This is a genomic window from Klebsiella sp. SYXHC3, assembly GCF_057196925.1.
In genome coordinates this window covers 317,402-341,275 of sequence record NZ_JBXUNG010000002.1, presented here as the reverse complement: position 1 = coordinate 341,275, position 23,874 = coordinate 317,402, and the positions used below count along the sequence as shown (strand labels likewise).

Genomic DNA, 23,874 nt, shown 5'->3' with positions numbered 1-23,874 from the left:
ATGATCTACATTTCCGCCGTCGGCATGATTAACGCGCTGGGCCGCGATAACGATGAAATCGCCGCCAATTTGGCTCGCGGTATTGCGCCCGGCATGCGTCCGCGCGAGGGGTGGCTACAGGGGCATCCGCAGGCGGTGTTCGCGGGCGTGGACGGCGAATTGCCCGCCATTCCCGATACCTTTAGCGCCCATCGTTCGCGCAATAATCAGCTGCTGCTGGCGGCGCTGGCGCAAATTCAGCCGCAGGTGGATCGCGCCATCGCCCAATACGGACGAGAGCGCGTGGCCGTAGTGCTCGGCACCAGCACCTCGGGGCTGGATGAGGGTGACGCGCATGTCACCCTGACGCTTGGCGGCAAGGAAAGCGCGGCCTGGCAATATCCGCAACAGGAGCTGGGCGACCCATCGCGTTTTCTCAGCCACTGGCTGGCGCTGGATGGCCCGGCATTTACGCTGTCAACCGCCTGCTCCTCCAGTGCCAGAGCGATTATCAGCGGACGCCGACTAATTGAAGCCGGTCTGGCGGATGTGGCGATCGTCGGCGGCGCGGACACCCTCAGCCGAATGCCGATCAACGGCTTTCACAGTCTGGAATCGCTCTCCACGACGCAGTGCCAGCCATTTGCCCGCGACCGTAACGGTATCACTATCGGCGAAGGGGCGGCGCTGATGCTGTTGACCCGCGAACCGCAGCCAGTCGCGCTACTGGGTATCGGCGAGTCCAGCGACGCCTGGCATATTTCCGCCCCGCATCCTGAAGGAGAGGGGGCGATCCGCGCCATCCAGCAGGCGCTGGGGGATGCGGGCATCGCCCCTGAACAAGTGGGTTATATCAACCTGCACGGCACCGCCACGCCGCTTAACGATAGAATAGAGTCTCACGTCATCAACGCGCTATTTGGCGTTCGGGTACCCTGTAGTTCAACGAAACACCTGACCGGACACACGCTGGGCGCCGCGGGGATCACCGAAGCCGCCATCGGCATGCTGATTCTGCAGCGAAACCTGCCGCTGCCAGCGCAGGATTTCAGCCAGTCGCCGCGCGATGAAACACTACCGCCATGCGGGATCATCGAACATCTCCAGCCGCTGCCGCGACCGATTATCCTGTCGAACTCTTTTGCTTTTGGCGGTAACAACGCCAGCATCCTGCTCGGGAGCATTCAATGAACCACTATTTATCGCCCGGCGACTATCTACCGCACGATGCACCGATGCTGCTGCTGGAAGAGGTCGTCAATGTGACCGACGAAACCGCGACCTGCCGGGTCACGGTCTCGCCCCATAGCGTCCTGGCGCCATTTCTCGATGCCGAGGGCAATCTCCCCGGTTGGTTCGCCCTTGAATTAATGGCGCAAACCGTCGGCGTCTGGTCCGGCTGGCACCGCCTGCAAAAAGGGCAAGCGTCCATCTCATTAGGTATGGTGCTTGGCGCGCGAGAATTAGTCTGCGCGGCCGGCTCCCTGCCGCGCGGCAAAGCACTGTCCATTACCGTTAAACTGCTCATGCAGGACGAGCGTTTCGCTAGCTTCGAAGGCGCCGTGATGGCGGACGATGACCTGCTGGCCAGCGGAAGGGTTAATACCTTCCAGCCAACGCCAACAGAACTTAACACCCTATTTCAACAAGGAGCGTCAGAATGAGTCGTTCAGTTTTGGTTACCGGCGCCAGCAAAGGTATCGGTCGCGCCATTGCCTGCCAGCTGGCGGCGGACGGTTTTATGGTAGGCGTCCACTATCATCGCGACACGTCAGGCGCGCAGCAGACGCTGGAGGCGATTACCGCCGCCGGCGGCGCGGGGCGTCTGCTGAGCTTTGACGTCGCCAATCGCACGCAGTGCCGCGAAGTCCTTGAGCAAGATATGGCCGAACACGGCGCGTGGTACGGCATTGTCAGCAACGCCGGCATCGCCCGCGACGGCGCCTTCCCGGCGCTCGGCGAAGACGACTGGGACGCGGTGATCCACACCAACCTCGACAGCTTCTACAACGTCATTCACCCATGCATCATGCCGATGATTAGCGCACGCCAGGGCGGGCGCATCATCACGCTCTCTTCCGTTTCCGGCGTGATGGGCAACCGCGGTCAGGTCAACTATAGCGCCGCCAAGGCGGGGATCATCGGCGCCACCAAAGCGCTGGCGATTGAACTGGCGAAGCGCAAAATCACCGTGAACTGCATCGCCCCCGGGCTTATCGACACCGGGATGATCGAAATGGAAGAGGCCGCGTTGAAAGAGGCGATGTCGATGATCCCAATGAAACGCATGGGACAGGCGGAAGAAGTGGCGGGGCTGGCGAGTTATTTAATGTCGGATGTGGCGGGTTATGTCACCCGGCAGGTCATTTCCATCAATGGAGGGATGTTATGACACGCCGTGTGGTCATTACCGGGATGGGTGGCGTCACCGCATTTGGCGAAAAATGGCAGGATGTCTCGGCGGGGCTGAAGAGATATAAAAACGCCGTACGCGCCATGCCGGAGTGGCGTATTTACGACGGGCTGCATACGCTGCTGGGCGCGCCGATCGATGATTTCACCCTGCCCGACCACTATACCCGCAAGCGCATTCGCGCGATGGGGCGCGTATCGTTGCTCTCCACCCGCGCCACTGAACTGGCGCTGGAGCAGGCCGGGCTAATCGACGATGCCATACTGAGTAACGGCGAAACCGGCATCGCCTACGGTTCATCAACCGGCAGTACCGCCCCGATGAGCGAATTCGCCACCATGTTGACGGAAAAGCACACCAATAATATTACTGCTACCACCTACGTGCAGATGATGCCGCATACCACCGCCGTCAATACGGGCCTGTTTTTTGGCCTGCGCGGCCGCGTGATCCCGACGTCCAGCGCCTGTACCTCCGGAAGCCAGGCGATTGGTTACGCCTGGGAAGCGATTCGCCACGGCTATCAAACGGTGATGGTCGCCGGCGGCGCGGAAGAGCTTTGCCCGTCGGAGGCCGCGGTATTCGATACTCTGTTTGCCACCAGCCAGCGCAATGAGCAGCCCGACATTACCCCCTCCCCCTTTGATGTGCTGCGCGATGGGCTGGTGATTGGCGAAGGGGCCGGTACTCTCATTCTGGAAGAACTGGAGCACGCCAAAGCACGCGGGGCGACCATTTACGGCGAAATCATCGGCTTCGCCACCAACTGCGATGCTGCGCATATCACTCAACCGCAGCGTGAAACCATGCAGATCTGCATGGAACAATCATTAAAAATAGCGGGCCTGAGCGCCCGGGATATCGGCTACATTTCGGCCCACGGCACCGCGACCGACCGCGGCGATATCGCCGAAAGCCAGGCGACGGCGGCGATTTACGGCGATAGCGTGCCGATCTCCTCGCTGAAAAGCTATTTCGGCCATACCCTTGGCGCCTGCGGGGCGCTGGAAGCGTGGATGAGTCTGCAGATGATGCGCGAGGGCTGGTTCGCGCCAACGCTGAATTTGCATAATCCGGACGCCAATTGCGGAGAACTGGATTACATCATGGGCGAAGCGCGCCAGATTGATTGTGAATTCCTGCAGAGTAACAACTTCGCCTTCGGCGGTATTAACACCTCAATGATTATTCAGCGCTGGTCCTGAAATGTATCAGCTTATCCTTGGCCAAATCTCAACGCTTAGCGCCCTGCCGTTACCGACTGGGTTAGCGGCCCAGGCCCCTGATGGCCCGCGGCGGGCAAGCTGGCTTGCCGGGCGCGCGCTGCTGGCGCATGCGGTGGCCCCGCTGGTGGATATTGCGTATGGCGAGCAGGGCAAACCGGCCTTCCCGCCCGGCTGCGGGCGGTGGTTTAACCTTAGCCACAGCGGCGACCAAATTGCCCTGCTGCTGAGCGATGAAGGCGAGGTTGGCTGCGATATCGAAGTCATTCGCCCGCGCAACGGCTGGCAGCGGTTGGCTAACGCCCTGTTTAGCGAGGGCGAGCATCAGGAACTGGAGCGCGAACCGCCGGAGGGGCAGCTAGCCGCCTTTTGGCGAATCTGGACGCGCAAAGAAGCGCTGGTAAAGCAACGCGGCGGCAGCGCCTGGCAGATGGCCTCTGTTGACAGCGCCTTTCGCGGCGCGCTGTCATTAAGCCAGATTCAGTATCAAGGGTTAAGTATTGCGGTCTGTACGCCAACGCCGTTCTCGCTGACGGCGGCGCACATTCAATGTTTCAACGGCGCGGCTTGAACGGCCAGAAGATAGTCAGCACGCCGGCGATAATAATCAGCACGCCCAGCAGCGATTGCCAGTAAAACGGCTCGTGCCAGCCGGGCAGCCAGATGGCGGCGGCCCACACCAGAATGTAGCTCAGGCTGAGCAGCGCGTAAGCTTTGGCCAGCGGTAAGCGGTGTAGCGCGAAATACCAGCAGACCATCGACAGCAGATAGCCAACCAGGCCGAAACCCAGGCTGAAGGTACCGGTGCGCAAATGCAGTAGATGATTGAGAAAGGTCAGGATATCGGTCAATGGCGGCAGCTCGACCATCGCGCTGCGCAGTAACAGCTGCGCGCCGCTGACCAGCCCGACGCTCAATAACGCCCAGATTAACCCCATCAGACGCTACTCCCCAGAACGGCGATGCCGACGACGATCAGCCCGACGCCAAGCCAGTGGCGGCGCGCCACCGGCTCGCGCCAGATACCCCATGCCGCCAGCGTTACCCAGACAAAATTGAGGCTCAGCATCGGATAAGCGATACCGACCGGGATCGCCTGCAGCACCCCCAGCCACAGCAGCATACCGCCGCCGAGCGCCAACAGGGCTAAGCCCAGCCACAGCAAAATATGCCGCCCGCGCCGCCCGCTACGGGACGGCCGGGTCGCCTGCTTCTGGCACAGCTGACCGGCGCAGCTAAGCAGGCTGGCGAGTATCAGACAGAACCAGACACTCATTGCGGCAGATACTGAATAAACACCACGCGCCCCAGCTCGTAGGAGTTATCAGGTTTCGGTAACGCCAGTTCGTTCATCGTTTCACCTTTATCCATCCGCAGCACCAGTGAGATCGGTCCCTGCTGGCGGTGCGCCGCCAGCCAATCAGCAAAAGCTTGAGTCGCCACGAATTTGCTCTGCGCATCCGGCCATCCGAGGCCATATTTTAGCTCCCCCTGCCTTTCATACAGGATGATGTCGTCACGCTTGAGCTCCCACGCCAGCCCCGCGCCGATACCGACGCTGTTGGTCAGTACATAGCGGCTTGGCGCCAGCGATTCGCTAACAATATCCACCAGAAACTGCGGCTGTTTGCTGTCGATAACCCGATCCGGGATAGCGAAGCCCACCAGCAGCGCCACTCCCAGCGGACAGATAGCGGCCAGCGTCCAGCGACGACCGTTGTCTTTTATCGCCAGCCAGCCCATCAGCGCCCATACGGCAAAGGCAATCGCCGCCAGCAGACATTTATACAACTCTATCCTGGTCCACACCGGCTTATGCATGACGCCCAACGGTGAGACCACCAGCACGGCGACCAGGCCGACCAGACCAAAACCGAGGTTGATCATGCCGTTGATGCGCAGCGCTTTCGCCCCCGCCTTCGCGGCATCCAGCGCGTAGCGGGCCATCAAAATCGACAGCGGCATAAAGCACGGCAGAATGTAGGTCGGCAGTTTTCCCTTGGCGATGCTGAAGAACAGGAACGGCATCGCTATCCAGCCTAACAGATACAGCGCGCCTCGGGCATCATCGCGCTCGCTCCAGCCGCGCTTCAGCGCGCCCGGTAACAGCGCCAACCACGGCAGGCTGCCGGCAATCAGGAACGGAATGTAGTACCAGAACGGCGCTTTATGCTGCGCGTCTTTCTCAGCGAAACGCTGAATATGCTCGACCCAGAAGAAATAGCGCCAGAAATCGGGTTCGCGATTGGCAATAGCCAATCCCCACGGCAGCACCACCAACGTACAGACCGCCACCGCCAGCCAGCCGTAGGTCAGCACTTCGCGCCAGCGTTTACGCGCCATCACCCACGGCAGCACGCCAACCACCGGTACCGCCAGCGCGAGGAAGCCCTTGGTCATCACCCCCATACCGCAGGCGACTCCCAGCAGGACATAACCCAACATCTTCCCGCTGCGGCTCTGCGCCTGGGAGGCTCCCCAGAAGCTGCACATCGCCAGCGCCAGCCACATGGTGATCATCGGATCCAGCACCGCATAGGTTCCAATACCGTATACCAGCATCGCGGTCAGGAAGATAACCGGCGACAGGATCGCCACGCGTTTATCGCGGAAAATACGCCACGCCAGCCACGCCACCAGCAACGCGCTGACGGTAATGGCGAAGACCGAACCGAAACGCACGCCAAAGTTATTATGACCAAATAGCCACTGGCCAATACTGTTAATCCAGTAACCGGCAATCGGCTTTTCAAAGTAACGCAGGCCCAGCAGATGCGGCACCACCCAGTCGCCGGAGGCCAGCATTTCACGACTGATCTCGGCATAGCGGGTTTCATCAGGCTGCCACAGCAAACGGAAATTTAACGGCAATAAGTAATACAGCGCAAAGAGTACAACCAGAGAGATGCCATAACGAATGCTTTTCATACACCCGAGCCCAGTAATTGTTCACGTCCAAGCCAACCTTCCCGGCCAGCCAGCTCACCACGGACCACTTTGCCTGACGGCAGCTCGCTAAAGTCAGCGGGCAGCAGCTGGCTCAGTGGGCAAAATTGTATTTCTTCTTCCTCCGCCATGGTCAGCAGCGCATCGAACTGATCGGCACAGGCAATGCCTTCCACTTCGGCGTGGATGGTATAGACCGGCGTTCCCTTGTCACGATGAATGCAGTCCAGCAGATAGCGGTTGAAGCCAGCGGTATCGACGGCGCTACCGACGACTTCATCCCAGGTGGGAAGCGTCACCGGAATTTGTACGGTGCCGGAGGCCCCGCCGCCAAGCTGCGGCAGGAATGGCCGCGTGCCGCGACAATCGCTGTTGTAGAGGAAATCGAAGGATTCTTTCGCTTTTACCACCCGCTGGTCGGCACGCCAGCCGGCGACGGCGGAGCAGGTCACCGGGCGGCCGATAATGCGTTCCAGTTCGAGCAGACCGCGTTCAATTTCCAGCGTCAGACGTTCCTGCGGCCAGACGCCGCTCCACGCTTGCCAGCTGTAGTGGTCCCAGGCGTGCAGGCCCACTTCATGGATGTGCGCGGCGGCGCGAATAACCTCTTCGTTACCCGCGCCAATCCTGCGCCCCGGCCACGCGGTGCCGGCCAGCAGAATATCCCAGCCATACAGCGAGGCCGCGTTGGAGCGCAGCATTTTCCACAGAAACTTCGGTTTTACCAGGCGCCATAAATGGCGCCCCATATTGTCCGGCCCGACGCTGAAAAAGAAGCTTGCCTGAATCCCGTGCTTGCCCAGCAGGGCCAGCAGCCGTGGTACGCCATCACGCGTCCCGCGAAAGGTATCGACATCTATGCGTAAGCCGACTTGTTTCATGAGTTTTTATCGTCCGTGAGCTCAACGGTGCGCAGGAAGAAGTCCAGAGTGTGTTCAACGGTCTCTTCCATCTCGACGGTCGGTTCCCAGTTCAGGCAGCGTTTCGCGTTGCGAATGCTCGGTTTACGATGCTCAACGTCCTGGTAGCCTTTACCGTAGTAATCGCTGCTTTCCACTTCGCGGAAGCCGGCGAACGGCGGGAAGCGATCGCGCAGCGGATGGCGCTCGAAGCAGGCGAGCAGCATTTCCGCCAGCTCTTTGATGCTAGCTTCGTTTTCCGGGTTACCGATGTTGATGATCTGACCATCGCAGCGACCATCTTTGTTCTCAATGATGCGGAACAACGCTTCGATACCGTCGCTGATATCGGTGAAGCAGCGCTTCTGTTTGCCGCCTTCGATAAGCTTAATCGGCGAACCTTCCACCAGGTTGAGGATCAGCTGAGTGATGGCGCGGGAGCTACCGATACGTGCGGCATTAAGGTTATCCAGACGCGGCCCCATCCAGTTGAACGGACGGAACAGGGTGAACTTGAGGCCGTTCTTATCGCCATAGGCCCAGATCACGCGGTCCAGCAGCTGTTTAGAAACCGAGTAGATCCAACGCTGTTTGTTGATCGGCCCGACCACCAGATTGGAATTATCTTCGTCGAAGTTTTTGTCGGTGCACATGCCGTACACTTCCGAGGTCGACGGGAAGATAATGCGCTTATTGTATTTCACGCAGTCACGGATGATCTTCAGGTTCTCTTCGAAATCCAGTTCGAACACGCGCAGCGGGTTACGGGTGTATTCGATAGGCGTCGCGATAGCGACCAGCGGCAGTACCACGTCGCATTTCTTAATATGGTATTCGATCCACTCGGAGTGAATGCTGATATCGCCTTCAACAAAGTGGAAACGCGGGCAGTCAAGGAAACGGCTGATGGCGTCGGAGCCGATATCCAGGCCGTAAATCTCATAGTTGTCGTCCTGCAACAGGCGCTCGGTCAGGTGGTTACCGATAAAGCCGTTAACGCCGAGGATCAGCACGCGGGTACGGCGCTTCACCGCCACCACCGGTTTGCTGCTCAGCACCGCGCTGGTCACCAGCCCCAGCGCCTGCGCCAGCTGGGCGCCCTGCATGTAAACGCCGCGTTCGGTCTGGCCGGTGACGATTTCCAGCGCCCCCTGCTGACAGGCAACCACTAGCGGCGCGGCGGAGATAACGGTGCCGGGCTTCGCCGCCGGCAGATCGGCGCGCACGCGGGATTTCCAGACGATAAATTTGTTCGCGCCGGCATAGGCGAAGGCGCCCGGCCACGGATCGGATACCGCGCGCACCAGGTTGTGCAGAGTCTGCGCCGGTTTATCCCAATCGAGACGTCCGTCTTCCGGGGTACGACGGCCAACGTAGGTCGCCTGGCTGTGGTCCTGCGCCCGCTCCTCAGTCTTACCCTCACGAATAGCCGGCAGCGCCTGGCCAAGCAGATCGGAGGCGGCGGCGCACAGCTTACGGTGCAGCGCCAGCGCCGCGTCATCCGGGCCGATAGCCACAGCTTGTTGAGCGACGATATCGCCCGCGTCGGCGCGGTTAACCATTCGGTGCAGGGTCACGCCGGTTTCGCTTTCGCCGTTGACCAGTACCCAATTCAGCGGCGCGCGACCGCGGTATTTCGGCAGCAGAGAACCATGCAGGTTGAAAGCCCCCTTCGGCGCGATATTCAGGATCTCATCGCACAGCAGGTTGCGGTAGTAGAACGAGAACAGCACATCCGGCTTCATCTCGCGAATACGTTCAATCCACAGCGGATGGTTAACATCTTCCGGCGCCCATACCGGGATACCTTGCTCGGCGGCAATACGGGCTACGGAACCAAAGAATTGGTTTTCGCCAGGGTTATCCGGATGGGTGAAAATAGCGGCGATGTCATACCCGGCATCCAGCAGTGACTGAATACCTGCGCAACCCATATCGTGATAAGCGAAGACTACTGCTTTCATGAACGATCTTCCTCTTGAGACGCCGTTTCCGGCTGGCGAACAACACGTTGAATAAAGTAACGGGGACGGGCGCGAACATCGTTATAGATGCGGCCGATATACTCCCCGAGCAGGCCCATACCGACAAACTGGGCGCCGATGAACATGAACAGCACGGCGAAGAGCATAAACACCCCTTCCGCCGCCCATTGCGGACCGAAGGCCAGACGCAGCACCACCAGCAGCAGGCCGAAGGCGAAGCCCAACAGGGCTATCACGCTGCCGAAAATACTCAGTAAACGCAGCGGGGTGGTGGTCAGACAGGTCACCAGGTCATACATCAGGTTAATCAGACGCATGAAGCTATATTTGGAGTCGCCGAATTCGCGCTCGGCGTGCATCACCGGGATCTCGACCGCCCGGCGGGCGAAGGTATTCGCCAGAATCGGGATAAAGGTGCTGCGCTCATGGCAGTTGAGCATGGCGTCGATGATATGGCGGCGATAGGCACGCAACATGCAGCCGTAATCGCCCATGGCTTTACCGGTGGTTCGCTGAATCAGGCGGTTAATCATCTTCGAGGCAGATTTACGGAAGATGCTGTCCTGACGGTTCTGGCGCACGGTACCGACCACGTCATAGCCTTCATCGGCTTTTGCCACCAGCCGCGGGATCTCTTCCGGCGGGTTTTGCAAGTCGGCATCGAGGGTGATGATCAGATCGCCGGTGACATGGCTGAAACCGGCCATAATCGCCGAGTGCTGGCCGTAGTTGCGGTTCAACAGCACCGCCACCACGTGGCTGCCTTCGGCTTCGGCGGCCTCGGTCAGCATGCGCGCGGAATCGTCGCTGCTGCCGTCGTCGATTAGCAGAATTTCATATTGGCGCCCTAGCGTCGCACAGGCGGCGTCGGTCCGACGCAGCAGCTCCGGCAGACTATCCTGTTCGTTATAAACCGGGATCACCACCGAGACTTTTTTTACGGGAGGATAAGTAAGCATATCAACGTCCTGACAACTGATGCAGCGCGGTAATGACGCGGGTGACATCGTCGTCGGTCATATCCGGGAACAGCGGGATAGAACAAATGCGCGCGCTGTTCCATTCGGTATTCGGTAACGAAACTTCAGGAAAACGCTCGCGGTAATACTTTTGCGTATGGGCCGCGCGGAAGTGCAGACCGGTGCCTATGCCCATGGCTTTGAGTTTTTCCATCAGGACATCGCGGCTGATGCCGCAGGCCGCTTCATCAACGCGGATAATAAACAGGTGCCAGGCGTGTTGGTGATCCCATGCCGGAATGGTCAGCGGCTTAAAGGGGGTATCCGCCAGCTCGCGCAGGTAGCGTTGGGCGATTTCAGCGCGACGTTGATTCGCCTGCGCCAGCTTATCCAGCTGCACCAGCGCCAGCGCGGCGTTGATATCGGCCAGATTGTATTTGAAGCCGGGGGTAATCACTTCCGCCTGCGGTGCGCGGCCGTGGGTCTGGCGGTCGTAGGCGTCAACGCCCAGGCCGTGGAATTTGAGGCTGCGGATGCGGGAAGCCAGCTCGTCATCATCGGTGACGATAAGCCCCCCTTCGGCGCAGGTCATATTTTTGATCGCGTGGAACGAGAAAATCGCGGTGCCGCGCCAGCCGACGTGGCGGCCTTTATAGTGCGTCCCCGCGGCATGCGCGGCATCTTCGATAACCGGAATACCGTGGCGCTCGCCAACGGCGCGGATCGCGTCGATATCCGCAGGCGCGCCCGCGTAGTGGACGGGTATAATCGCTTTCGTCCGCGAAGTGATCGCTGCTTCCACCGCCTCAGGGGTAATCATCAAATTGTCGTGGTCGACATCGATCATCACCGGCGTAGCGCCCAGCAGACAGATCATATTCAGCGTCGAGACCCAGGTTTGCGAAGGGGTGATCACTTCGTCGCCAGGGCCAATGCCCATCGCCATTAGCGTAACGTGCATACCGCCGGTAGCGGAGCTGACGGCGATGGCGTGGCGGTTGCCGGTCAGTTGGCAAAACGCCTCTTCCAGCACCTGGTTTTTAGGACCGGTAGTGATCCATCCTGATTGCAAAACTTCACGCAGCGCAGCCAGCTCTGCGTCGCCCATCGACGGGCGCGAAAACGGCAGAAATTCGCTCATCTTTTTCCTGTTCTATTAATAGCCCACTAAAAAAGGGGGCCGGTAGAAAGAAATATCCTGCGCCAGCAGACTTAAACAAAATGAAAATGAAGTCGGTTCACCGCCACATTTCATTCCAGGGTATTTCGACGGTTTTAAATCTAGTCGCTGTTGCTTAGGATAATATTAAGAAATTAATATTTTTCGTGAGAATAGTAATATATCCATGAAAATCATATAGATATAATTCATTATAGCAGGAGATAACAGCAAGAAGCCCCAGTTTCATAGAGAAAACTGGGGCTTAACGGATGAAAGTAAACGAATCGTCAACCATCCCGTAATAAATATTTTTTTACGTTTTAATCTAGCGGAAAAATTAGCGTTAGATCACAGAATTATTTCTGCTGTATTACAAGTTTGCAGGAAAATCTGCGGGTAATTCATTAGCCGGGCAATTAATTACATCGTTATTATCCGCGCCGCAATCACGAACAAAAGTGATAGTCGCGAATTCATCAATCACTTCGGTCGGGTAGGCCGGGCCGGCGTCACGATAGGCGTTCATTAACGGAATATGATCGTTCTGGAAGCAGACGGTTTTTTCCGGGTTATTCATGATCCAGCGGGGGAAGAAAATGGTGCCGTGGAACAGTTTGTCGCCCAGGTTGACGATCAGGCTGACGTCGGTACCGGTTGGTTCAGTCCAGGAAATTTTATAAATGCTTTCGCCTACCCGCACGATGTACGCATGCTGGTCTTTCACCCAACGATTAGCAACGATACCGCTGTGAATACGATAGTCCAGAGTGGTGCCATTTTTAACGTAAATTTCGTAGTTCCAGCCGTTGTCGTAGGTATAAACCAGATGTTTACCGATAAAGCCGCTGAGGTCATGTTTGTCAAAAGTGCTCATTATTTATTCTCCTCTGTTTCGTTGAGGTAAGAATACGGCTTTAAAAATTGAATGAATAACGCTATGTTTGGATGAAAATAATCTAATTTTTAGATGAATTATGCACAAGACCACGCTGGAACAATGGGCGCTATTGGAAAAGGTGATTGAGCTGGGCAGCTTTGCCAAAGCCGCGGAAGAGACCAACCGCAGCCAGTCTTCGGTGAGCTATAACCTGGCGCTGCTGCAGGAACGTTTAGGGGTGGCGCTGCTGGCGCCGTCCGGGCGACGGGCGGTGCTGACGCCCGCTGGCGAACTGCTGCTTAATCAGGTGAAACCGCTACTGAAGGCCTTTTCGTGGGTTGAGACCCACGCCGCGACGCTGCGCAACGGCGCGCGCACCCGCCTGGATCTGGTCGTCGACAGCATTTTTCCCCGCCAGCGGCTCTTCGCCATTCTGCGTCAGTTTCAGCAACGCTACCCGCAAACTCAGGTTCGGCTGACCGAAGTGCTGGAAAACGTCGATGAGGCTACCGCCGCCCGCAGCGAGGCCGATGTGATGGTCTTAACCCGTCGCCAGGATATTACCGGACGCGGCGAATGGCTGATGAATATCGATTTTATTGCGGTCGCCCATCGCGACCATCCGCTGTCGCAATTGGAAGAACCGCTGGACGACAACGCGCTGGCCCCCTGGCCGCTGATCCGCATTGCCGACCGTAGCGGCGACGCCTCATCCACCCGAGATGCCTGGACCTTTTCTACCATTGATGCCGCCATTGATGCGGTGCTGTATCAGGTGGGATTCGGCTGGTTGCCGGAAGAGCGGATACGCGCACACCTGGAACAGGGCGTGCTGAAAGCGCTGCCGCTGAGCCATGGCGCTCGCCGCGCCACGCCGCTGCATTTGATAGTGAAGCGGGACCTGGCGCCGCTCGATGAACAGGTCACCACCCTGCTGGATTTGTTCAGACAATCGTAATCTTACGCTACATATGATTTTGTTATGGTTTTCTCCCATCATATTGATCCAGGTTACTCCTTAAGTATGACAAATTATTAAAATCGTCATACTTTTCGTTCCTTCTGGATGTAAACCTTGTCTATTTTCCGCACCACCTTGCTGGCGCTCTGCGCCTGCATTCCTCTGCTCGCGCCCGCCGCCATGCATGAAATCGCCATCGCCTGGCCGGTTAACGTCGGTCCTCTCAATCCACATCTGTATACGCCGAACCAAATGTTCGCCCAAAGTATGGTGTATGAGCCGTTAGTCAAATATCAGGCCGATGGCCGGGTTACACCCTGGCTGGCTACCCGCTGGCTTCACTCAGCCGATGGTAAAATCTGGCGTTTCACCCTGCGCGATGATGTCTACTTCTCCAACGGCGAACCGTTTAACGCCCAGGCCGCAGTGGCCAATTTCCAGGCGGTGCTGGCCAACCGCCAGCGGCACGCCTGGCTGGAGTTGACCAATCAGATAACCGACGTTCAAGCGCTCAGCGATAACGAACTACAAATCACCCTGAAAAGCGCCTACTACCCGTTCCTGCAGGAACTCGCCCTTCCCCGCCCGTTTCGTTTTATCGCCCCCTCGCAGTTTGTTGACGGTAGTACGCAGCGAGGCATCAAAGCGCCCATCGGCACCGGTCCGTGGATGCTGTCCAGTTCGCAGCTTAATCAGCAGGATGTGCTGGTACGCAACCCGCGCTACTGGGGCAAAAAACCGGCGCTTGAGAAAGTCACCGTGAAAGTGATCCCCGACGCCACCAGCCGGGCGGTCGCCTTTGAAACCGGTGAAGTTGATCTGCTGTACGGTGATGAAGGGCTACTACCGCTGGATACGTTCGCCCGTTTTCGCCAGCAGGACGAGTATCGCACGCGTCTTTCCGCCCCGACGCAAACCGTGATGCTGGCGCTCAATACGCTGCAAGCGCCCACGAATGATTTAGCGGTACGCGAGGCGCTTAACTATGCCGTCAATAAACAGGCGCTTATTGACGGCGTGCTGTACGGCACCCAACAGGTCGCCGACACGCTTTTCGCGCCCTCGGTACCTTACGCGCCGGATGACCTGCCGCCGCGCCACTTCAATCCGGATAAGGCCCGTACTCTGCTGGAAAACGCCGGCTGGACGCTAACGCCCGGCAAGGATATTCGTGAAAAAGACGGGCGCCCGTTGCGACTTGAACTGGCTTTTATCGGCACCGATGCGCTGGCTAAGTCGATGGCGGAAATCATCCAGGCCGATCTGCGCCAGGTAGGTATCGATGTCGGGCTGGTCGGCGAAGAGGAGAGCAGTATCTATGCCCGCCAGCACGATGGCCGCTTCACGATGATCTTCAACCATACCTGGGGCGCGCCGTTCGACCCGCACGCGTTTATGAGCTCAATGCGCGTCGCTTCGCACGCCGACTATCAGGCGCAGCGCGGACTGCCGGATAAAGCAGAGATTGATAAAGAGATCGGCGAGGTCCTGACTACCACCGACGAGGGCCGCCGTCGCGAACTGTATCGCGATATCCTCACCCGTCTGCACAACGAAGCGGTCTATCTGCCGATAAGCTACGTCTCGCTGATGTCCGTCGCCCGCAAAACGCTGGGCGAAGTGCCCTTCGCGCCGGTGACCACCGATCTGCCGTTAGAGCTGATTACGCCGGTGGCGCCATGATGCTGAAATATCTCCTTCGCCGCCTGCTCCCGCTGCCGTTGATGCTGCTTGCCGCCTCGGCGATCATCTTCCTGTTATTACGTCTTGGCGCCGGCGACCCGGCGCTGGACTATCTGCGTCTCTCCAACGTGCCGCCCACCAGCGAAATGATTGCCGCTACCCGCGAGCAGCTCGGGCTCAATCAGCCGCTGGCGCTGCAGTATCTACACTGGCTGTGGCGCGCGCTGCATCTCGATTTTGGCGTCTCCTACGCCAGCCAGCGCCCGGTGCTGGACGACCTGCTGCATTTTCTGCCCGCGACGCTGCAGCTCACCGGCGCGGCGCTGGTGATTATTCTGCTGACCTCGCTACCGCTGGGGATCTGGGCGGCGCGCCATCGCGACCGATTACCCGATTTCGCCGTACGATTGATTGCCTTCCTCGGCGTCTCAATGCCCAACTTCTGGCTGGCCTTTTTACTGGTAATGCTCTTTTCCGTCCATCTGCGCTGGCTACCGGCGATGGGCTACGGCGGCTGGCGACATCTGCTGCTACCGGCGTTTTCCATCGCCCTGATGTCGCTGGCGATCAATGCCCGTCTGCTGCGCGCCAGCATGCTGGAAGTGTCCAGCCAGCGCCACGTGGTCTGGGCGCGTCTGCGCGGGCTGAGCGAGGGTCAGGTGGAGCGGCGACACGTGCTGCGTAACGCGACGTTGCCGGTAGTGACGGCGCTGGGTATGCACATCGGCGAGCTGATCGGCGGGACGATGATCATCGAAAATATCTTCGCCTGGCCCGGCGTCGGTCGCTATGCGGTTTCCGCGATATTCAATCGCGACTACCCGGTGATCCAGTGCTTTACCCTGATGATGGTGGCGGTGTTCGTGCTGGCCAATCTGGCGGTCGACCTGCTTAACGCCGCGCTCGATCCGCGCCTGCGCCGCCATGAGGAGGCCGCCGTATGACGCTGTTCGCGACCTTCCGCTGGCCGGTAAAACTGGCGCTACTCATTATTGCGCTGCTGGCGGCAATCGCCATGAGCAGCGGCTGGTGGCTGCCCTATGACCCGGCGGCCATCGATCTCCATCAACGTCTGCTCTCTCCGGGCGACGCCCACTGGCTCGGCACCGATCATCTCGGGCGGGATATTTTCTCGCGCCTTCTCGCCGCCACCCGCGTCTCGCTGGGCGCGGTGATGGCCTGCCTGCTGCTGGTGCTGCTGATCGGCCTTACGGTGGGCGGCGCCGCCGGGATGGTGGGCGGACGTGTCGATCGCGGCCTGATGCGCCTGGCCGAGCTGTTTATGACCTTCCCGACTTCAATACTGTCATTCTTTATGGTCGGTGTACTCGGTACCGGTCTTAGCAACGTGATTATCGCCATTGCGCTGTCGCACTGGGCCTGGTACGCAAGGATGGTGCGCAATCTGGTGGTCTCTCTGCGCCAGCGCGAGTTTATTCTCGCCGCGCGCCTGAGCGGCGCGGGACATTGGCCATTGTTTCGTGACCATCTGGCCGGCGCGGTGATCCCTTCGTTGCTGGTGCTCGCCTCGCTGGATATCGGTCATATGATGCTCCACGTAGCCGGGATGTCATTCCTCGGCCTCGGCGTCAGCGCGCCGACGGCGGAATGGGGAGTGATGATCAACGACGCCCGCCAGTACATCTGGACGCAGCCGCTGCAAATGGTCTGGCCCGGACTGGCGCTGTTTATCAGCGTGATGGCTTTTAATCTGGTGGGCGACGCGCTGCGCGATCGTCTCGATCCTCAGCTGATCGCGGAGCATAACCACTGATGCCGCAAAAGATCCAACTGGAACAACTTTCGCTCGTCGCCGACCGTCCGCTGGTCAGCGACGTTTCCCTAACCCTGCGTCGCGGTCAGGTACTGGCGCTGCTCGGCAGTAGCGGCAGCGGTAAATCGCTGACCTGCGCCGCCACGCTCGGCATTTTACCGCCCGGCGTCAGGCAAACCACTGGCCGGGTGCTGCTCGACGGTATCCCGGTGTACGGCGAACAGCTGCGCGGCGCGACCATCGCCACCATTATGCAAAACCCGCGCAGCGCCTTTAATCCGCTGCACACCATGGCGGCGCATGCGCGGGAAACCTGCCGGGCAGCGGGCCACGAGGCTAATAACGTCGCGCTGCTGGCGGCGATGGAAGAGGTGGGGCTGGAAAATCCGCTCTCGCTACTCAAGCGCTATCCCTTCGAGATGAGCGGGGGCATGCTGCAAAGGATGATGGTGGCCCTGGCCCTGCTCAGTCGCGCGCCGTTTATCATCGCCGACGAGCCGACCACCGACCTTGATGCCGTCGCCCAGGCGCGCATTCTCGACCTGCTGGCGGATATCGTCGCCAACCGCGGGCAGGGGCTGCTGCTGGTGACCCATGATATGGGCGTTGTCGCCCGGCTGGCGCATGACGTGGCGGTGATGGAAAACGGTCGTCTTGTTGAACGCTGCGACGTTAACACGCTATTTAGCGCCCCACAGCACCCGCTCAGCCAGCGCCTGCTGGCCGCCCATCTGGCGCTATATGGCCTGGAGAAAACACCATGAATTTACTCAGCGTGAACGCAGTGAGCCACGATTATCCCCACCACGGTGCGGTATTGCGCGATATCCAGTTCGACATCGCCCTCGGTGAAACGGTGGCACTGCTCGGGCGCAGCGGCTGCGGCAAAAGTACCCTGGCGCGGATGCTGGTCGGTCTCGAAACGCCGCGGTATGGCGATGTCGCCTGGCGCGGCGCATCGCTGACCTCCCTGAAGGGGGAGGCGATCGGCGCCTTTCGCCGCGATATTCAGCTGGTGTTTCAGGATGCCATTAGCGCGGTGAATCCGCGCAAAACGGTGCGCGAAATTATCAGCGAGCCGCTGCGGCACCTGTTTAGTTTATCGCGTGAAGAGCGTACGCAGCGGGTGGAGGAGATGCTGCTGGCGGTTGACCTCGCCCCGGCACTGCTCGACAAGCGTCCGGCGCAGCTCAGCGGCGGACAGCTGCAGCGCGTGTGCCTGGCGCGGGCGCTGGTGGTCCGGCCGCAGCTATTAATTCTCGACGAAGCGGTATCGAATCTCGATCTGATGCTTCAGGCGGATATTATCGCCCTGCTCAAACGCCTGCAGGCGCAGTTCGCCACCGCCTGCCTGTTTATCACCCACGACCTGCGGCTGGTGGAGCGTTTTTGCCAACGGGTACTGGTGATGGATAGCGGACGCATCGTCGAAACCGCCGCGGTTAGTCTGCCGCTGCGCCTTACATCCGCTGCCGGACAGGCGCTACAACGCGCGGTACTCCCGCCCTTTCCCCGCACTCTGCTTAACGAGGCCATGCTATGCAGCGCGTAACCCTGACTCTGGATGATGATCTGCTGGCCGCGCTCGACGCGCACAGCGCCCACCGCGGGTACCACAACCGTTCGGAAGCGGTGCGCGATATTCTGCGTGACGCGCTCCACCACAATCCGCTACAGCAGCCGGCGCAACGCGGCTATGCGGTTCTGTCGTACGTGTATGAGCATGAAAAACGCGAACTGGCGAGCCGGCTGGTCGCCTCTTCGCATCAGCATCACGATCTCTCGGTCGCCACGTTACATGTCCACATCAATCATGATGACTGTCTGGAGATCGCGGTGCTAAAAGGCAACATGGACGAAGTACAGCATTTTGCCGACGAGGTGATTGCCCAGCGCGGCGTGCGGCATGGGCATTTGCAGTGTTTAGCGGATGATAATTAAAACGATGGCAATTTGATGCAGATTGTTTTAAGCCTGTTTGAGACGTTCATTGAGCGTCTCAAGGATCCAGGTATTTACGGAAACCTGCTCCTCTGCAGCGGCGGAGCTAAGACGCTCACCAAATGATTCAGGATAGCGCAATGTGAAGGTTTTCAGCTTTTCCGGCTGAGCATAAGGCTCGATGCCCGCTTCACGACAATCAGCAAGATATTCCTGTAATGATATCTCGCCCTCCTGTTGTAACCCTTGAATGCTATCGGAAACAAAATCGCAATATCCTGATAATCCCAGGAACTTACCGCGGAATGCATTGAGTTCAGGCACGTAGTTAATAACAGCAGGCTGCCCGGCAATCTCCATTGAATTTGGCGTTTTAGGTTTGATCATGGTTTTACCCCTATAGTGATTAACCAATCGCGCACGCTCTCCACGGCGCCTTTGTCAGTATCCGGCGAAGGGTGAGGCCTGTGAAAGCTGGCAATGCTGTGGTTCAACAAAAATTTACAGCGCGAGCCGCGTCCTTCTTTAATCTCCCCACCTAACGCTTTAATTAGCGATTCAATGTCGGCCCATTTAATACCCTGCGGCACGGGGGTTTTAAACAGCTGCTCCAGCGTGTTGCGCTGTTTTTTACGTAAAGATAAAACCTGCTGCTCCATCGCCTTGCTCCATGACTTCATCCATTGAAGTCAATATCATGATAGCACAAGATGAAGTCAAGCTGTGTCCTGATGAAGTTTGTTTATCAACAGTTGATAAACCACATAAACTATACGCTTTGTTAATTATCCCTGTTCGCCAATAATGGCGCCTCATTTAACGATCTCGTTATGGCGAGGCTCCTGCATAAATACAAGTTACCGCCCTGTTGGTATCGAGAGAGACCACTCAGGGAAATACAGGCTTCCATCGAATCAAGGTGTTGCCAAGGTAACTTCTGGCGGTATTAACCGTTCAGATACGTTATGCAGTGCTAAAACCAGGACGTAGGGATCTGCCTGCGCTAACCCTGTCTTGTTCGCCCCTATGAGTGATTTTTTATAGGGATTTTAATCATGTCTTCCATTCAACTCTGCGCCGCGCATCAGGCGACCTCTGGCTTCGACGGCGATGCGATCGCCCAGTACATGCGTACCGACTTTATTACGCTGCAGGAACATTTCAGCGTCCATGAGGCGCGTGAACACTTTATCTCGCAGCTCGCCAGCGACGATATTCCCGGCCAGGTATTTGTCGTCGCCGGTAACAAGCTGCGCGGCAGCTTATCAGTCAAAAAACTTTTGCAGGAGGCAGAGGTAGGCCAGTCTATTCGCTACCTGATGGACAGCTGTCTGTTTCGCGTCAAACCCGACGATGAGCGCCCTCAGGTGATTGCCGAACTCACCGAGCGCGGCCTCGATCTGGTGCCGGTTGTCGATAAAGGCGAGCTGGTCGGCTGCCTGATGGAAAAAGAAATTGCCCATCTGCTGGAGGATGACGTCACCGAAGACGCCCAGCTGCAGGGGGCGACGCTACCGCTGGAAAAACCGTATCTGGAAATCAGTCCGTGGACGCTGTGGAAGAAACGCTCGGTCTGGCTGCTACTGTTATTTGTTGCCGAAGCCTACACCAGCAGCGTGCTGCAGCATTTTGAAGAGGCGCTGGAATCGGCCATCGCACTGGCCTTCTTCATCCCGTTACTGATCGGCACCGGCGGCAACAGCGGAACTCAGATCACCTCAACGCTGGTGCGTTCGATGGCGCTGGGTGAAGTCCGTTTACGTGACATGGGACGGGTTATCCGCAAAGAGGTGTCGACCTCGTTTCTGATTGCCCTGACCCTGGGTCTGGCGGGCTGCCTGCGCGCCTGGATGATGGGGATTGGCATGGAAATCACGCTGATCGTCAGCCTGACGCTGGTCTGCATTACTTTGTGGAGCGCGGTGGTGTCTTCGGTTATTCCGATGCTGCTTAAGCGGATCGGTATCGACCCGGCGGTGGTTTCCGCGCCGTTTATCGCCACGCTGATAGATGGCACCGGGCTGATTATCTATTTCAAAATCGCCCAGTATTTTCTTGGGTTGAACTGATCGAAACAGCCCGGGCGCCAGGGTGCCCCGGGCTCTCTGATTAAGCTTCCGCCAGCGCCTGCGCGCAGGCCCAGGCGCTTGACCACGCCCACTGGAAGTTATAGCCGCCAAGCCAGCCGGTGACGTCCATCACTTCACCGATAAAGTAAAGCCCCGGCGCTTTGCGCGCCTCCATGGTGCGTGACGAAAGCTCATTGGTATCCACGCCGCCGAGGGTCACTTCCGCGGTACGATAACCTTCAGTTCCGTTCGGCTGCACGCGCCACGCGGTTAGCGTCTCCACCAGCGCCTGCTGATCGCGAACGTTCAGTTGCTTCAGTGTCACATCAGGTATCTGCCCAAGCTGCTGTAAACATTCGACCAGCCGCTTCGGCAGCTGCATCGCGAGGGTGTTTTTCAGGCTTTGGTTGGGATGAGCGCCCCGCTGCTCGTTGAAGAACGCCTCAAGATCGCAGTCCGGCAGCAGGTTGACGGTGACAAACTCGCCGGGCTGCCAGTAGCTGGAAATCTGCAGCACCGCCGGGCCGGAAAGGCCACGATGGGTAAATAGCAGGTTTTCGCGAAACAGCGTACCGTTCTCGGCTGTAATCGTAGAGGGCACCGAAACGCCGGAAAGCACCTGCAGCTGCTCAAGCAGCGGTTTATGCAGGGTAAACGGCACCAGACCCGCGCGGGTCGGCAGCACCTTCAGACCAAACTGTTCGGCCACCTTGTAACCAAACGGCGATGCTCCCAGCCCCGGCATCGACAGGCCGCCGGAAGCGATCACCAGCTTCTTCGCCGTCAGCATTTCGCCGTTCACCTGTAGCCGGTAGCCTTGTTCATCGCGTTCGACGATGAGAATTTCGCTGCGCAGACGGATCTGTACGCCGCCTTTTTCACATTCCGACAGCAGCAGATTGACGATTTGCTCCGCGGAATCATCGCAAAACAGCTGACCTAAGGTCTTCTCATGCCAGGCAATACCATATTTGCCAACCAGCTCGATAAAGTCCCACTGGGTATAGCGCGCCAGCGCAGATTTGCAAAAATGCGGGTTTTGGCTGAGATATGCCGCGGGTTCGACATACATGTTAGTAAAGTTGCAGCGGCCGCCGCCGGACATCAGGATTTTGCGCCCCGGCTTTTTGCCATTATCGAGCAGCAGCACCCGGCAGCCCAACTGCCCCGCCTGCGCCGCACAAAACATTCCCGCCGCACCGGCGCCGATCACAATGGCATCAAACCTTTCCACTCAACTTTCCTCATTCCCCAATTGTCGGGAATTGTAAATATTTCACTCTGGTCACACCAGCACGAAAAAAACAACATTCAGTTACGTCTTTGAAAGATATAGGATTACTCCCAACCGGGTAGAAACCAAACAGGAAGAAAATCAAAAAAAGTCTATATTTCACTTTGCCCGCGCCGCTAAAGTCACTGATAATGCGCCGCGTTCATGTCCTCAAAATGGCGTAACGTCCTATGCTACATTTATTTGCCGGTCTGGATTTACATACCGGACTATTATTATTGCTTGCTTTAGCTTTTGTACTGTTTTACGAAGCGATTAACGGTTTTCATGATACCGCAAACGCAGTTGCAACGGTGATTTACACTCGCGCAATGCGGTCGCAGCTTGCTGTTGCGATGGCGGCACTCTTCAACTTTTTCGGCGTTCTGCTGGGCGGTCTCAGCGTAGCCTATGCCATCGTGCATATGCTGCCAACGGACCTGCTGCTTAACATGGGTTCCGCACATGGCCTCGCCATGGTGTTCTCTATGCTGCTGGCGGCAATCATCTGGAACCTCGGAACCTGGTATTTCGGCCTACCGGCCTCCAGTTCTCACACCCTGATTGGCGCCATCATCGGTATTGGTTTAACCAATGCGCTGATGACCGGTACTTCAGTGGTGGATGCGCTGAATATCCCGAAAGTCATCGGCATTTTTGCCTCGCTTATCGTCTCGCCGATTGTTGGCCTGGTGGTAGCGGGCGGCCTGATTTTCATTCTGCGTCGTTACTGGAGCGGTACCAAAAAACGCGCTCGTATACACCTGACCCCAGCGGAACGCGAAAAGAAAGACGGTAAGAAAAAACCGCCGTTCTGGACCCGTATTGCGCTGATCCTGTCCGCTATCGGCGTGTCGTTCTCGCACGGCGCCAACGATGGGCAGAAAGGCATTGGTCTGGTCATGCTGGTACTGATTGGCGTCGCGCCGGCGGGCTTCGTGGTCAACATGAACGCGTCTGGTTACGAAATCACTCGTACCCGCGATGCAGTCAACAACGTGGAAACCTTCTTCCAACAGCGCCCTGAGCTGCTGAAGAAAGCCACCGGCGTTGATCAACTGGTTCCGTCACCGGAAACCAATACCGCGGCCAACGGCGAGTTTCACTGCCATCCGGCGAACACCATCAACGCGCTTGACCGCGTGAAGACAATGCTCACCGGTACGGAAAGCTACGATACGCTGTCAGTGGATCAGCGCGGCCAGCTGCGTCGCATTATGCTCTGCATCTCCGACACCACCGACAAAGTGGCCAAACTGCCGGATGTGAGCACTGACGACCAGCGCCTGCTGAAGAAACTGAAAACCGATATGCTGAGCACCATCGAGTACGCGCCAATCTGGATCATTATGGCGGTCGCGCTGGCGCTGGGTATTGGCACCATGATCGGCTGGCGCCGCGTGGCGACCACTATCGGCGAGAAGATTGGTAAGAAGGGTATGACCTACGCGCAAGGTATGTCCGCCCAGATGACCGCCGCGGTTTCTATCGGCCTTGCCAGCTACACCGGCATGCCGGTTTCCACCACCCACGTGCTCTCTTCCTCGGTTGCGGGGACGATGCTCGTTGATGGCGGCGGTCTGCAGAAGAAAACCGTCACCAGCATCCTGATGGCATGGGTACTCACCCTGCCGGCAGCCATTTTGCTGTCAGGCGTGCTGTACTGGCTGGCTCTGAAGCTTATCTAAGCAATAGCCATGCGAAAAATGGGTCAGGAAACTGGCCCATTT

The 23,874-nt window shown here is 58.1% G+C and carries 25 protein-coding genes and 1 riboswitch; of the genes, 14 read left to right on the top strand and 11 right to left on the bottom strand.

The genetic code is table 11. The features are described 5' to 3' along the window. The 5 genes from AC2CGP_RS08595 to acpT are packed head-to-tail and all read left to right on the top strand — an operon-like array spanning position 1 to position 4,186. Positions 1–1,170, top strand: coding sequence for a beta-ketoacyl-ACP synthase (locus AC2CGP_RS08595; protein ID WP_475702429.1), 1,170 nt, complete (start codon positions 1–3; stop codon positions 1,168–1,170). Then, positions 1,167–1,643, top strand: a complete 477-nt coding sequence (locus tag AC2CGP_RS08590) for a hotdog family protein (protein WP_015369293.1) — start codon at positions 1,167–1,169, stop codon at positions 1,641–1,643. Before AC2CGP_RS08595 ends, AC2CGP_RS08590 begins: the two co-directional genes overlap by 4 nt. Continuing rightward, positions 1,640–2,371 carry a 3-ketoacyl-ACP reductase FabG2 gene (locus tag AC2CGP_RS08585; RefSeq protein WP_020077752.1) on the top strand — a complete coding sequence of 244 codons (732 nt, stop codon included), beginning with the start codon at positions 1,640–1,642 and terminating at the stop codon, positions 2,369–2,371. The genes AC2CGP_RS08590 and AC2CGP_RS08585 overlap by 4 nt, the downstream gene beginning before the upstream one ends. After that, the gene (locus AC2CGP_RS08580) at positions 2,368–3,597 is read left to right on the top strand and encodes a beta-ketoacyl-ACP synthase (protein ID WP_015703725.1); all 1,230 of its coding nucleotides are present in this window, start codon (positions 2,368–2,370) and stop codon (positions 3,595–3,597) included. Before AC2CGP_RS08585 ends, AC2CGP_RS08580 begins: the two co-directional genes overlap by 4 nt. A 1-nt stretch (position 3,598) precedes the next feature. Then, the gene (acpT, locus tag AC2CGP_RS08575) at positions 3,599–4,186 is read left to right on the top strand and encodes a 4'-phosphopantetheinyl transferase AcpT (protein WP_032713144.1); all 588 of its coding nucleotides are present in this window, start codon (positions 3,599–3,601) and stop codon (positions 4,184–4,186) included. Here the strand turns inward: acpT and arnF are convergent. From arnF to AC2CGP_RS08535, 8 genes are all read right to left on the bottom strand, one after another. Further along, positions 4,170–4,553 carry a 4-amino-4-deoxy-L-arabinose-phosphoundecaprenol flippase subunit ArnF gene (arnF, locus tag AC2CGP_RS08570; RefSeq protein ID WP_063421621.1) on the bottom strand — a complete coding sequence of 128 codons (384 nt, stop codon included), beginning with the start codon at positions 4,551–4,553 and terminating at the stop codon, positions 4,170–4,172. The genes acpT and arnF overlap by 17 nt on opposite strands. After that, positions 4,553–4,891, bottom strand: coding sequence for a 4-amino-4-deoxy-L-arabinose-phosphoundecaprenol flippase subunit ArnE (arnE, locus tag AC2CGP_RS08565; protein WP_015369288.1), 339 nt, complete (start codon positions 4,889–4,891; stop codon positions 4,553–4,555). Before arnE ends, arnF begins: the two co-directional genes overlap by 1 nt. Continuing rightward, entirely contained in the window at positions 4,888–6,543 is a 1,656-nt protein-coding gene (arnT, locus tag AC2CGP_RS08560) for a lipid IV(A) 4-amino-4-deoxy-L-arabinosyltransferase (protein WP_020077750.1), read from the bottom strand. Before arnT ends, arnE begins: the two co-directional genes overlap by 4 nt. Continuing rightward, entirely contained in the window at positions 6,540–7,442 is a 903-nt protein-coding gene (gene arnD, locus AC2CGP_RS08555; RefSeq protein WP_213759454.1) for a 4-deoxy-4-formamido-L-arabinose-phosphoundecaprenol deformylase, read from the bottom strand. Before arnD ends, arnT begins: the two co-directional genes overlap by 4 nt. After that, a complete protein-coding gene (arnA, locus tag AC2CGP_RS08550; protein WP_484502325.1) occupies positions 7,439–9,424 on the bottom strand; it encodes a bifunctional UDP-4-amino-4-deoxy-L-arabinose formyltransferase/UDP-glucuronic acid oxidase ArnA in 1,986 nt (661 codons plus the stop codon). The genes arnD and arnA overlap by 4 nt, the downstream gene beginning before the upstream one ends. Continuing rightward, the gene (gene arnC, locus AC2CGP_RS08545) at positions 9,421–10,404 is read right to left on the bottom strand and encodes an undecaprenyl-phosphate 4-deoxy-4-formamido-L-arabinose transferase (protein WP_015369284.1); all 984 of its coding nucleotides are present in this window, start codon (positions 10,402–10,404) and stop codon (positions 9,421–9,423) included. The genes arnA and arnC overlap by 4 nt, the downstream gene beginning before the upstream one ends. Position 10,405: 1 nt before the next feature. Further along, on the bottom strand, positions 10,406–11,545 hold the full coding sequence (gene arnB, locus AC2CGP_RS08540) for a UDP-4-amino-4-deoxy-L-arabinose aminotransferase (RefSeq protein ID WP_484502324.1): 1,140 nt from the start codon (positions 11,543–11,545) through the stop codon (positions 10,406–10,408). A gap of 391 nt (positions 11,546–11,936) precedes the next feature. Then, a complete protein-coding gene (locus tag AC2CGP_RS08535) occupies positions 11,937–12,443 on the bottom strand; it encodes a phenolic acid decarboxylase (RefSeq protein WP_026612202.1) in 507 nt (168 codons plus the stop codon). 97 nt (positions 12,444–12,540) lie between these two features. On the opposite strand from AC2CGP_RS08535, the gene AC2CGP_RS08530 reads away from it, so the two are divergent. The 7 genes from AC2CGP_RS08530 to nikR all read left to right on the top strand — a co-directional run bounded on the left by AC2CGP_RS08530 (position 12,541) and on the right by nikR (position 18,802). Further along, positions 12,541–13,401 carry a LysR family transcriptional regulator gene (locus AC2CGP_RS08530; RefSeq protein WP_484502323.1) on the top strand — a complete coding sequence of 287 codons (861 nt, stop codon included), beginning with the start codon at positions 12,541–12,543 and terminating at the stop codon, positions 13,399–13,401. A 117-nt stretch (positions 13,402–13,518) separates the two neighbouring features. Continuing rightward, a complete protein-coding gene (gene nikA / locus AC2CGP_RS08525) occupies positions 13,519–15,087 on the top strand; it encodes a nickel ABC transporter substrate-binding protein (protein WP_484502322.1) in 1,569 nt (522 codons plus the stop codon). After that, on the top strand, positions 15,087–16,031 hold the full coding sequence (gene nikB, locus AC2CGP_RS08520; RefSeq protein WP_015703735.1) for a nickel ABC transporter permease subunit NikB: 945 nt from the start codon (positions 15,087–15,089) through the stop codon (positions 16,029–16,031). Before nikA ends, nikB begins: the two co-directional genes overlap by 1 nt. Next, positions 16,028–16,861 (top strand): nickel ABC transporter permease subunit NikC, encoded by an 834-nt coding sequence (gene nikC, locus AC2CGP_RS08515; protein ID WP_032713130.1) that lies wholly within the window; start codon positions 16,028–16,030, stop codon positions 16,859–16,861. Before nikB ends, nikC begins: the two co-directional genes overlap by 4 nt. Next, positions 16,861–17,625: a nickel import ATP-binding protein NikD gene (locus AC2CGP_RS08510; protein ID WP_047466602.1), complete on the top strand. Its 765-nt coding sequence runs from the start codon at positions 16,861–16,863 to the stop codon at positions 17,623–17,625. The genes nikC and AC2CGP_RS08510 overlap by 1 nt, the downstream gene beginning before the upstream one ends. After that, positions 17,622–18,413 (top strand): nickel import ATP-binding protein NikE, encoded by a 792-nt coding sequence (nikE, locus tag AC2CGP_RS08505; protein ID WP_045359194.1) that lies wholly within the window; start codon positions 17,622–17,624, stop codon positions 18,411–18,413. The genes AC2CGP_RS08510 and nikE overlap by 4 nt, the downstream gene beginning before the upstream one ends. Beyond that, complete coding sequence (gene nikR, locus AC2CGP_RS08500; RefSeq protein WP_020077744.1) at positions 18,401–18,802, top strand: nickel-responsive transcriptional regulator NikR; 402 nt, start codon at positions 18,401–18,403, stop codon at positions 18,800–18,802. The genes nikE and nikR overlap by 13 nt, the downstream gene beginning before the upstream one ends. A 27-nt stretch (positions 18,803–18,829) precedes the next feature. Here nikR and AC2CGP_RS08495 read toward each other — a convergent pair whose 3' ends face one another. Next, complete coding sequence (locus AC2CGP_RS08495; RefSeq protein ID WP_015703740.1) at positions 18,830–19,189, bottom strand: type II toxin-antitoxin system HicB family antitoxin; 360 nt, start codon at positions 19,187–19,189, stop codon at positions 18,830–18,832. Then, positions 19,186–19,461 (bottom strand): type II toxin-antitoxin system HicA family toxin, encoded by a 276-nt coding sequence (locus AC2CGP_RS08490; protein ID WP_015703741.1) that lies wholly within the window; start codon positions 19,459–19,461, stop codon positions 19,186–19,188. Before AC2CGP_RS08490 ends, AC2CGP_RS08495 begins: the two co-directional genes overlap by 4 nt. 158 nt (positions 19,462–19,619) lie before the next feature. Beyond that, positions 19,620–19,801, top strand: a riboswitch (M-box (ykoK) riboswitch). A 56-nt stretch (positions 19,802–19,857) separates the two neighbouring features. On the opposite strand from AC2CGP_RS08490, the gene AC2CGP_RS08485 reads away from it, so the two are divergent. After that, positions 19,858–20,871, top strand: a complete 1,014-nt coding sequence (locus tag AC2CGP_RS08485; RefSeq protein WP_015369274.1) for a magnesium transporter — start codon at positions 19,858–19,860, stop codon at positions 20,869–20,871. A gap of 40 nt (positions 20,872–20,911) precedes the next feature. On the opposite strand, the gene AC2CGP_RS08480 is transcribed toward AC2CGP_RS08485, so the two are convergent. Then, the gene (locus AC2CGP_RS08480; RefSeq protein WP_015703742.1) at positions 20,912–22,105 is read right to left on the bottom strand and encodes a BaiN/RdsA family NAD(P)/FAD-dependent oxidoreductase; all 1,194 of its coding nucleotides are present in this window, start codon (positions 22,103–22,105) and stop codon (positions 20,912–20,914) included. 230 nt (positions 22,106–22,335) lie between these two features. Between AC2CGP_RS08480 and pitA the strand changes: the two genes are divergently transcribed. Beyond that, a complete protein-coding gene (pitA, locus tag AC2CGP_RS08475; RefSeq protein WP_015369272.1) occupies positions 22,336–23,832 on the top strand; it encodes an inorganic phosphate transporter PitA in 1,497 nt (498 codons plus the stop codon). Positions 23,833–23,874 lie beyond the last annotated feature (42 nt).

Excerpts from the sequence above, each read along its gene's own strand:
- AC2CGP_RS08595 (WP_475702429.1), top strand. The coding sequence starts at position 1 with ATGATCTACATTTCCGCCGTCGGCATGATTAACGCGCTGGGCCGCGAT.
- AC2CGP_RS08590 (WP_015369293.1), top strand. The coding sequence starts at position 1,167 with ATGAACCACTATTTATCGCCCGGCGACTATCTACCGCACGATGCACCG.
- AC2CGP_RS08585 (WP_020077752.1), top strand. The coding sequence starts at position 1,640 with ATGAGTCGTTCAGTTTTGGTTACCGGCGCCAGCAAAGGTATCGGTCGC.
- AC2CGP_RS08580 (WP_015703725.1), top strand. The coding sequence starts at position 2,368 with ATGACACGCCGTGTGGTCATTACCGGGATGGGTGGCGTCACCGCATTT.
- acpT (WP_032713144.1), top strand. The coding sequence starts at position 3,599 with ATGTATCAGCTTATCCTTGGCCAAATCTCAACGCTTAGCGCCCTGCCG.
- arnF (WP_063421621.1), bottom strand. The coding sequence starts at position 4,553 with ATGGGGTTAATCTGGGCGTTATTGAGCGTCGGGCTGGTCAGCGGCGCG.
- arnE (WP_015369288.1), bottom strand. The coding sequence starts at position 4,891 with ATGAGTGTCTGGTTCTGTCTGATACTCGCCAGCCTGCTTAGCTGCGCC.
- arnT (WP_020077750.1), bottom strand. The coding sequence starts at position 6,543 with ATGAAAAGCATTCGTTATGGCATCTCTCTGGTTGTACTCTTTGCGCTG.
- arnD (WP_213759454.1), bottom strand. The coding sequence starts at position 7,442 with ATGAAACAAGTCGGCTTACGCATAGATGTCGATACCTTTCGCGGGACG.
- arnA (WP_484502325.1), bottom strand. The coding sequence starts at position 9,424 with ATGAAAGCAGTAGTCTTCGCTTATCACGATATGGGTTGCGCAGGTATT.
- arnC (WP_015369284.1), bottom strand. The coding sequence starts at position 10,404 with ATGCTTACTTATCCTCCCGTAAAAAAAGTCTCGGTGGTGATCCCGGTT.
- arnB (WP_484502324.1), bottom strand. The coding sequence starts at position 11,545 with ATGAGCGAATTTCTGCCGTTTTCGCGCCCGTCGATGGGCGACGCAGAG.
- AC2CGP_RS08530 (WP_484502323.1), top strand. The coding sequence starts at position 12,541 with ATGCACAAGACCACGCTGGAACAATGGGCGCTATTGGAAAAGGTGATT.
- nikB (WP_015703735.1), top strand. The coding sequence starts at position 15,087 with ATGCTGAAATATCTCCTTCGCCGCCTGCTCCCGCTGCCGTTGATGCTG.
- nikC (WP_032713130.1), top strand. The coding sequence starts at position 16,028 with ATGACGCTGTTCGCGACCTTCCGCTGGCCGGTAAAACTGGCGCTACTC.
- AC2CGP_RS08510 (WP_047466602.1), top strand. The coding sequence starts at position 16,861 with ATGCCGCAAAAGATCCAACTGGAACAACTTTCGCTCGTCGCCGACCGT.
- nikE (WP_045359194.1), top strand. The coding sequence starts at position 17,622 with ATGAATTTACTCAGCGTGAACGCAGTGAGCCACGATTATCCCCACCAC.
- nikR (WP_020077744.1), top strand. The coding sequence starts at position 18,401 with ATGCAGCGCGTAACCCTGACTCTGGATGATGATCTGCTGGCCGCGCTC.
- AC2CGP_RS08495 (WP_015703740.1), bottom strand. The coding sequence starts at position 19,189 with ATGATCAAACCTAAAACGCCAAATTCAATGGAGATTGCCGGGCAGCCT.
- AC2CGP_RS08490 (WP_015703741.1), bottom strand. The coding sequence starts at position 19,461 with ATGGAGCAGCAGGTTTTATCTTTACGTAAAAAACAGCGCAACACGCTG.
- AC2CGP_RS08485 (WP_015369274.1), top strand. The coding sequence starts at position 19,858 with ATGTCTTCCATTCAACTCTGCGCCGCGCATCAGGCGACCTCTGGCTTC.
- pitA (WP_015369272.1), top strand. The coding sequence starts at position 22,336 with ATGCTACATTTATTTGCCGGTCTGGATTTACATACCGGACTATTATTA.